Source organism: Pseudomonas agronomica (genome assembly GCF_025917275.1).
GTDB lineage: Bacteria > Pseudomonadota > Gammaproteobacteria > Pseudomonadales > Pseudomonadaceae > Aquipseudomonas > Aquipseudomonas agronomica.
Window position 1 is genome coordinate 1 of record NZ_JAOSHO010000190.1, and the last position, 9111, is coordinate 9111.

Sequence of the window (9111 nt, forward strand, 5' to 3'; positions counted from 1 at the left end):
TGTGGGAGCGAGCCTGCTCGCGAAGAGGCCAGCCCAAGCACCGCAAAACCCCAGCCCCAAAAAAAACGCCCCGACAAGTCGGGGCGCTTTCATTTGCAGCTAAGGCTTAGCGCGGGAAAGCAGGCGGATTCACATCAGCCATGTCTTCCATCACGCGAACCACCTGGCAGCTGTAGCCGAACTCGTTGTCGTACCAGACGTACAGCACAACACGGTTATCCTGGACGATGGTCGCTTCAGCGTCGACAACACCGGCGTGGCGCGAGCCCACGAAGTCGGTGGACACCACTTCCTGCGAGTTGACGAAATCGATTTGCTTATGCAGATCGGAGTGCAGCGCCATGTAGCGCAGGTACTCGTTCATCTCTTCACGGGTGGCGGCTTTCTCAAGGTTCAGGTTGAGAATGGCCATCGATACGTTCGGCGTCGGGACACGGATCGCGTTACCGGTCAGCTTGCCAGCCAGCTCAGGCAGGGCCTTGGCAGCAGCAGTGGCGGCACCGGTCTCGGTGATGACCATGTTCAGCGCGGCGCTACGACCACGGCGATCGCCCTTGTGGAAGTTGTCGATCAGGTTCTGGTCGTTGGTGTACGAGTGAACGGTTTCGACGTGACCGTTGATGATGCCGAACTTGTCATTCACAGCCTTGAGCACCGGCACGATGGCGTTGGTGGTGCAGGAAGCGGCGGAAACGATCTTGTCGTCGGCAGTGATGTCGCCGTGGTTGATGCCGTGGACGATGTTCTTCAGCTTGCCCTTGCCAGGCGCGGTCAGGACAACGCGGTCGACACCCGGGCAGGCCAGGTGTTGGCCCAGGCCGTCGGCGTCACGCCATACACCGGTGTTGTCCACCAGCAGTGCGTTCTTGATGCCGTACTGGGTGTAGTCCACCTCGGTCGGATTCTTCGCGTAGATCACCTGGATCAGGTTGCCGTTGGCGGTGATGGTGTTGTTTTCTTCATCGATGGTGATGGTGCCGTTGAACGAACCATGGACCGAATCGCGACGCAGCAGGCTGGCACGCTTGGTCAGGTCGTTCTCGGCGCCCTTGCGCACGACGATGGCGCGCAGGCGCAGGCCGTCGCCACCACCGGTTTTCTCGATGAGGATGCGCGCCAGCAGGCGGCCGATACGGCCAAAGCCGTACAGCACGACGTCGGTGCCTTTGCGCGGCGAAGCGTTTTGCTGGCCAACCACGTCGGCCATTTCTTCGCGAACGAACTGCTCGGCGCTACGGCCATTGGCTTCGCTGCGGAATTTGAACGCCAACTTGCCCAGGTCCACCGAGGCCGCGCCGAGCTTGAGCTCGCTCATGGCCTTGAGCAGAGGGAATGTTTCGTGGACGGAGAGTTCGCTGTCGTCGGAAGAACGGTGGCGAGCAAAGCGGTGGGCTTTGAGGATCGCGATGACAGACTGGTTGATCAGGCTGCGGCCATAGATCGAGCTCACCACGTTGTTATTGCGGTAGAGCTGACCGATGAGAGGGATCATCGCTTCTGCGAGTGCTTCACGATCAATCCATTCACCAAGACACTGGTCGGGCTTCTGAGTCACGGTAACCTTCCACATGTAGGGGCTGAAAAAAGGGGCTACATTATGCCGCCGAGTCCTCGCCGGAGCAATGCGCGCCCGTCGCGCCGTGGTTTTGCGTTCTGGCAGCGTAGTCCGCGACTGACAGCCGGGCCCTTCAGCCGCTACAATTGTCGACTTTGTCGCAACGCTGGAGCTCAACCTTCCGTGCCCGTTCTGCGTCTTCCGCTTCTCCCTGCCGCGGCAGGTAAACAGCACTGGGGCAACCTGCCCGGTGCCGCCCTGAGCCTGGCTATCGCCGAGGCCGCCAGCGCTGCAAAGCGCTTCACCCTGTTGTTGACCGCCGACAGCCAGAGTGCCGAGCGGCTCGAACAGGAGCTGAGTTTCTTCGCCCCGGATTTGCCGGTGTTGCATTTCCCGGACTGGGAAACCCTGCCCTACGACCTTTTTTCGCCGCACCAGGACATCATTTCCCAGCGCATCGCCAGCCTTTATCGGCTGCCGGAGCTCAGTCATGGCGTTTTGGTAGTGCCGATCACCACAGCCCTACATCGCCTGGCGCCCACCCAGTTTCTGCTGGGCAGCAGCCTGGTGCTGGACATCGGCCAGAAGCTCGACGTCGAGCAGATGCGCACTCGGCTTGAGGCCAGCGGCTACCGCTACGTCGACACCGTGTACGAGCACGGCGAGTTCACGGTGCGCGGGGCGTTGATCGACCTGTTCCCGATGGGCAGCAAACTGCCGTATCGCATCGACCTGTTCGATGACGAAATCGAGACCCTGCGCACCTTCGACCCGGAGAACCAGCGCTCCATCGACAAGGTCCAGTCAATCCGCCTGCTGCCGGCCAAGGAATTCCCACTGCAAAAAGACGCGGTGACTCGCTTCAAGGCGCGTTTTCGCGAACGTTTCGATGTGGATTTCCGCCGTTGCCCGATTTTCCAGGACCTGAGCAGCGGAATCACCCCGGCCGGCATCGAGTATTACCTGCCGTTGTTCTTCGAAGAAACCTCCACGCTGTTCGATTATCTGCCCCAGGACACCCAGGTATTTTCTCTGCCGGGCATCGAGCAGGCCGCGGAAAACTTCTGGAACGACGTACGCAACCGCTACGAAGAACGTCGCGTCGATCCGTCCCGCCCTTTATTGCCGCCCGCCGAGTTGTTCCTGCCGGTGGAGGACTGTTTCGCCCGCCTCAAGAGCTGGCCGCGCGTGGTGGCGAGCCAGCAGGACGTGGAAACTGGCGTTGGCCGCGAGCGCTTCCCCGCCAAGCCCTTGCCGGACCTGGCGATCGAAGCCAAGGCCACGCAACCGCTGGCGGCCCTGGCCGGTTTCCTCGACGGATTCCCTGGTCGCGTGCTGTTTACCGCCGAGTCCGCGGGCCGCCGCGAAGTACTGCTGGAACTGCTTGAACGCCTGAAGCTGCGCCCGAAGACCGTCGACAGCTGGCCTGACTTCGTCGCGGGCAAGGATCGCCTGGCGATCACCATCGCGCCGCTTAACGACGGCCTGGTCCTTGACGATCCCGCCCTGGCCCTGGTTGCCGAAAGCCCGTTGTTCGGCCAGCGCGTCATGCAGCGTCGCCGCCGCGAGAAACGCGCCGACGCCGCCAACGATGCGGTCATCAAGAACCTCACAGAACTGCGCGAAGGTGCGCCGGTGGTACATATCGACCACGGCGTGGGCCGCTACCTGGGCCTGGCGACCCTGGAAATCGAAAACCAGGCCGCCGAATTCCTCACCCTGGAATACGCCGAGGGCGCCAAGCTCTACGTGCCGGTGGCGAACCTGCACTTGATCGCCCGCTACACCGGCAGCGACGATGCGCTGGCACCGCTGCATCGCCTGGGCTCGGAAACCTGGCAGAAGGCCAAGCGCAAGGCGGCCGAACAGGTGCGCGACGTGGCGGCGGAATTGCTGGACATCTATGCCCGCCGTGCCGCGCGCGAAGGCTATGCATTCGCCGACCCGAAAGCCGACTACGAAACCTTCAGCGCCGGATTCCCGTTCGAAGAAACCGTCGACCAGCAGACCACCATTGAAGCCGTACGCGCCGACATGCTCGCGCCCAAGCCCATGGACCGCCTGGTCTGTGGTGATGTGGGCTTCGGCAAGACCGAAGTAGCGATGCGCGCCGCGTTCATTGCCGTGCACGGCGGCAAGCAGGTGGCGATCCTGGTGCCGACCACTCTGCTCGCCCAGCAGCACTACAACAGTTTCCGCGACCGCTTCGCCGACTGGCCCGTGACCGTGGAAGTGATGAGCCGCTTCAAGTCCGCCAAGGAAGTGAACGCCGCCGTCGCGGACCTGGCCGAGGGCAAGATCGACATCGTCATCGGCACGCACAAGCTGCTGCAGGACGATGTGAAGATCAAGAACCTGGGGCTGGTGATCATCGATGAGGAACATCGCTTTGGCGTGCGCCAGAAAGAACAGCTCAAGGCCCTGCGCAGCGAAGTCGACATCCTGACCCTGACCGCCACGCCGATCCCGCGCACCTTGAACATGGCGGTGTCGGGCATGCGCGACCTGTCGATCATCGCCACACCGCCAGCCCGGCGTCTGTCGGTGCGCACCTTCGTCATGGAGCAGAACAAAAGCACGGTCAAGGAAGCCCTGCTGCGTGAGCTGCTGCGCGGCGGCCAGGTCTATTACCTGCACAACGACGTGAAGACCATCGAGAAATGCGCCGCCGACCTGGCCGAGCTGGTACCGGAGGCGCGCATCGGCATTGGTCACGGACAGATGCGCGAACGCGAGCTCGAACAGGTAATGAGCGATTTCTACCACAAGCGCTTCAACGTGCTGATCGCCTCGACCATCATCGAGACCGGCATCGACGTGCCGAGCGCCAACACCATCATCATCGAGCGCGCCGACAAGTTCGGCCTGGCCCAGTTGCACCAGTTGCGCGGCCGGGTCGGACGCAGTCACCACCAGGCCTACGCCTACCTGCTGACACCGCCGCGCCAGCAGATCACCCCGGACGCGGAAAAGCGCCTGGAAGCCATTGCCAATACCCAGGACCTGGGCGCCGGTTTCGTGCTGGCCACCAACGACCTGGAAATCCGTGGCGCCGGCGAATTGCTTGGCGACGGCCAGAGCGGCCAGATCCAGGCAGTGGGCTTCACCCTGTACATGGAAATGCTCGAACGGGCGGTCAAATCGATCCGCAAGGGCGAGCAGCCGAACCTCGACCAGCCCTTGGGCGGCGGGCCGGAGATCAACCTGCGGGTGCCGGCGCTGATCCCGGAAGATTATCTGCCGGATGTCCACGCACGCCTGATCCTCTACAAGCGCATCGCCTCGGCCACTGACGAGGAAGGCTTGAAGGACCTGCAAGTGGAAATGATCGACCGCTTCGGCCTGCTACCGGAGCCGACCAAGAATCTGGTGCGCACCACGCTGCTCAAGCTCAAGGCCGAGCAACTGGGCATCAAGAAAGTCGACGGCGGGCCCAACGGCGGCCGTATCGAGTTCGAAGCCCAGACCCCGGTCGATCCACTGGTGCTGATCAAGCTGATCCAGGGCCAGCCCAAACGCTACAAGTTCGAAGGCGCCACGATGTTCAAGTTCATGGTGCCCATGGAACGCCCGGAAGAGCGTTTCAATACCGTGGAGGCGCTGTTCGAGCGCCTCACTCCGACCACTGCTTGAAGGACGCCCAATGCGCCTGTTTCACTCCTTGATGTTGTTGATGACCCTGGTTGCCCCTCTGGCGTTGGCCGACGATCTGTATCAGGTGGAGATGATCCTGGTTCGGCAGAATGCCGAGCCGACCATCATCAGCCGCGCAGCGCCGGAAGACTGGGACGCCGGCGCGCGACGCTTGGGCGCAGACAGCCTGCGGACACCGGCAATGGGCAATATCGTCGAAAAACTCAACGCCAGCGGCCAGTACACCGTGCTGATGCACAAGGCCTGGCAACAGAACCTGGGCGAACAAGGCAGCAAGATCGCCGTCAGTGACGGCACCGAACAGTTCGGCCAGTTTCCCATCGAAGGCACGCTGGAGCTCAAGCTCGGCCGCTTCACCGACGTGGACGCTGACTTCTGGATCAACCAGATCGATGCCAATGGCCTGGTCACGGCCAGCGAACGCCTGAAACAGGAGAGCCACACCAAGAACGGCCAGTTGAACTTCCTCGATAACGGCCATCTCGGCTTGCTGATCAAGATCACCTCGTTGACCGCGCCTGCGCCACGCCAGGCACCTGACGTCATTCCAGACTGATCGGCGCGCCCATGCCCTCGCCCCTGAGCAAACCGCTGGCACCTTCCTGGGTCAATCGATTCAAGGAACAGAGCCTGGAGCGTGGGCGCCGATACGCGCTGGAAAACCGCGTCAGGATCGTCGAGGCCGGCGACAGCACCATCATTGCCAGTTGCGAAGGCTCCGGCGGCAGCGTTTATCGCCAGACCATTCGTCTCAAGGAGTCAGCCAAGGGCACGCTGATCCTGCTTGAAGCGGCGTGCTCCTGTCCGGTGCGGATCAATTGCAAGCATTGCGCGGCGGTGCTGCTGCAAGTCCAGGAAACCCTGGCCTACCCTGCCGCTGAAAAAGACGCGCAGATGCTGGAAAAACTCCAGGCAGTGCTGGACAGCCGCAGCCCCAAGGCGCCGCCGCAAGTCTTGGTGGACAACGTGCAACCGGTGCCACGCCTGTGGCTGGCGAGCATCGAATTCAGTGCCTTCGAGCCGCGCAACGGCAAGATGCAGCGCTACATCCAGCACCGCGCCGCCCTGTCGTTCAGCTACCTGGACGAATACGTCAGCGGCCAGCGCAACACCGACGTACTGATTCGCCAGGAAACCCAGACGCTGCGGATAAAACGCCACACCGATGTGGAACAGTCCTACCGCGAACAACTGCGAATTCTCGGTTTCAAGATCGCGACCCGACAAAGCAAGGCCTTGCCGGAGAGCGCGGGCGAACTGTACGAAATGGTCAACGACAGTGCCTGGCTGACCTTTACGCTCAACGACCTGCCGAAACTGCGCACCCAGGGCTGGGAATTGCAGATCGATGAAGATTTCGGCTTCGACCTGACGGCGGTAGACGAGTGGTACGCCACGGTCGAGGAAACGCCGGAGCGGGACTGGTTCGACCTGGAACTGGGGATCATCGTCAACGGTGAGCGACTGAGCCTGCTGCCGATCCTGTTGAACCTGATGCGCTCGCACATCGAGTTGTTCAACCCGGAACGCCTGGCCAGGCGCCGCGATGACGAACTCATCCTGGTCAACTTGCCGCACCGTCCCAACTCGGAGTTCGGCCCACAGCAAGTGGCCCTGCCCTACGGGCGGTTGAAACCGGTGCTGGCGACCCTCGGCGAGTTCTACCTGCAGGAGCCCGGCACCACCAAGCTGCGGCTCAACAGCGCCGACGCCCTGCGCCTGAACCCGTTGCAGGACATGCCGCTGCGCTGGGAAGGTGGCGAACACATACGCAGCCTCGCCCAACGCCTGCGCGACATCAAGGATTACACCGCCGCCGCCCCGAAGGGCTTGAACGCAACGCTGCGCCCCTACCAGCTCGAAGGCCTGAGCTGGATGCAGTCGCTACGGCAATTGGAGGTGGGCGGCATCCTGGCGGACGACATGGGCCTGGGTAAAACCCTACAGACCCTGGCGCACATTCTCAGCGAAAAACACGCCGGCCGCCTGGACCGCCCATGCATGGTGGTGATGCCGACAAGCCTGATTCCAAACTGGCTCGATGAAGCATCGCATTTCACCCCGCAGCTCAAGGTCCTGGCCCTGTACGGTGCCGGGCGCAAGAAACACTTCGAGCGCCTGGCCGATTACGACCTGATCCTGACCACTTATGCGCTGCTGCCCAAGGACGTCGAACGCCTCAAGGCACAGCCGCTGCACGTGCTGATCCTCGACGAAGCCCAGTACATCAAGAATCCCACCAGCAAAGCCGCCCAGGCCGCTCGCGAACTGGATGCCCGGCAACGGCTGTGCCTGTCCGGGACGCCATTGGAAAACCACTTGGGTGAACTCTGGTCGTTGTTTCATTTCCTGTTGCCGGGCTGGCTCGGCGACATCAAGAGCTTCAACCGAGACTACCGCGTACCGATCGAAAAACGCGGCAGCGATGTACGATTGCAACACCTCAACGGTCGGATAAAACCGTTCCTGCTGCGCCGCACCAAGGAACAGGTGGCGACCGAACTGCCGCCCAAGACCGAGATCATCCATTGGGTCGAACTCAGCGACGCCCAGCGGGACGTCTACGAGACCATGCGCCTGGCCATGGACAAGAAAGTGCGCGACGAGATCACCCGCAAAGGCGTGGCGCGCAGCCAGATCATCATCCTCGAGGCACTGCTGAAGCTGCGCCAGGTGTGCTGCGACTTGCGCCTGATCAGCGATGCCGCCCTGCCGGCCCGGGGTAGCAGCTCGGGCAAGCTCGACAGCCTGATGGAAATGCTCGAGGAGTTGTTTGAAGAAGGCCGGCGGGTGCTGCTGTTTTCACAGTTCACCTCGATGCTGGCGCTGATCGAAGAAGAACTGAAAAAGCGCGGCGTGGAATACGCCATCCTGACCGGCCAGACCAGGGATCGTCGCACACCGGTGAAGGAATTCCAGAGCGGCAAGCGGCAGATCTTTCTGATCAGTCTGAAAGCCGGTGGCGTAGGCTTGAACCTGACAGAAGCCGACACGGTGATTCACTACGACCCGTGGTGGAACCCCGCTACCGAGAACCAGGCCACCGACCGCGCCTATCGCATTGGTCAGGAAAAACCCGTATTCGTGTACAAACTGATTGCCCGCGGCACGGTGGAAGAAAAGATCCAACTGCTGCAGAAAGAGAAGTCCGACCTGGCGGCTGGCGTGCTGGACGGACGCGTGGCGGGAGATTGGAAATTGCAGAATGAAGACATCGAGGCGCTATTCGCGCCGTTGCCGGACAAGCTGGAGAAGCGCTAAAACCCTTTTCGTGTGGGAGCGAGCCTGATCGCGAAGAGGCCGCCAGCCTTCAACATTCTCGCGAGCTAAGCCGCCGCCTTCGCGAGCAGGCTCGCTCCCACCCGGATATTCCCTGGGCTGTTTTAGCCCGCCATCAACACCCGCGCCAAGGTCGACTTCACTTTGCCCATTCCGTCATGCAAAGCCTGCTCGATCTCAGCCATGGTGATCACCGCAGTGGACTTGCCCGCCGCCGGATTCACCACCAGCGCGAGACAGGCGTAGTCCAACTCCAGCTCACGCGCCAGCGCTGCCTCCGGCATGCCTGTCATGCCGACGATATCGCAGCCATCGCGTTCCAGCCGGGCGATTTCGGCCACGGTTTCCAGGCGCGGCCCCTGGGTGCAGGCGTAGACGCCGTGGCTGCTATAAGCGCAGCCTTCGGCGGCCAGGGCGGCGATCAGTTGCTGGCGCAGCGATTCGGTATAGGGATAGCTGAAATCGATGTGGGTCACCGCCTCCAGGTCATCGGCGAAATAGGTGTGCTGGCGACCGCTGGTGTAATCGATCAACTGGTGGGGCACGCAAAAATGCCCAGTGCCCATCGCGGCGTGAATCCCACCCACTGCGTTGACCGCAAGGATGGCTTCGGCACCGGCCTG

The 9111-nt window shown here is 62.1% G+C and carries 5 protein-coding genes; 3 read left to right on the forward strand and 2 right to left on the reverse strand.

The window, feature by feature from the left end; all coding sequences use genetic code 11:
* Positions 1-106 precede the first annotated feature (106 nt).
* Positions 107-1570: a glyceraldehyde-3-phosphate dehydrogenase gene (locus tag OC610_RS15010; RefSeq protein WP_030139960.1), complete on the reverse strand. Its 1464-nt coding sequence runs from the start codon at positions 1568-1570 to the stop codon at positions 107-109.
* A gap of 168 nt (positions 1571-1738) precedes the next feature.
* On the opposite strand from OC610_RS15010, the gene mfd reads away from it, so the two are divergent.
* Genes mfd through OC610_RS15025 form a run of 3 tightly spaced genes read left to right on the forward strand, consistent with a single transcriptional unit; the run spans position 1739 to position 8470 of the window.
* Positions 1739-5188 carry a transcription-repair coupling factor gene (mfd, locus tag OC610_RS15015; protein WP_264428707.1) on the forward strand — a complete coding sequence of 1150 codons (3450 nt, stop codon included), beginning with the start codon at positions 1739-1741 and terminating at the stop codon, positions 5186-5188.
* Positions 5189-5198: 10 nt separating this feature from the next.
* Positions 5199-5765 (forward strand): peptidoglycan binding protein CsiV, encoded by a 567-nt coding sequence (locus tag OC610_RS15020; RefSeq protein ID WP_264428708.1) that lies wholly within the window; start codon positions 5199-5201, stop codon positions 5763-5765.
* An 11-nt stretch (positions 5766-5776) separates the two neighbouring features.
* Entirely contained in the window at positions 5777-8470 is a 2694-nt protein-coding gene (locus tag OC610_RS15025) for a DEAD/DEAH box helicase (RefSeq protein ID WP_264428709.1), read from the forward strand.
* A 122-nt stretch (positions 8471-8592) separates the two neighbouring features.
* On the opposite strand, the gene OC610_RS15030 is transcribed toward OC610_RS15025, so the two are convergent.
* Positions 8593-9111, reverse strand: a 519-nt coding sequence (locus tag OC610_RS15030) for an S-methyl-5'-thioinosine phosphorylase (protein ID WP_264428711.1), incomplete at its 5' end; no start/stop codon positions are given.

Coding starts and splice junctions, on each gene's coding strand:
- OC610_RS15010 (WP_030139960.1), bottom strand. CDS start 1,570: ATGTGGAAGGTTACCGTGACTCAGAAGCCCGACCAGTGTCTTGGTGAA.
- OC610_RS15025 (WP_264428709.1), top strand. CDS start 5,777: ATGCCCTCGCCCCTGAGCAAACCGCTGGCACCTTCCTGGGTCAATCGA.
- OC610_RS15020 (WP_264428708.1), top strand. CDS start 5,199: ATGCGCCTGTTTCACTCCTTGATGTTGTTGATGACCCTGGTTGCCCCT.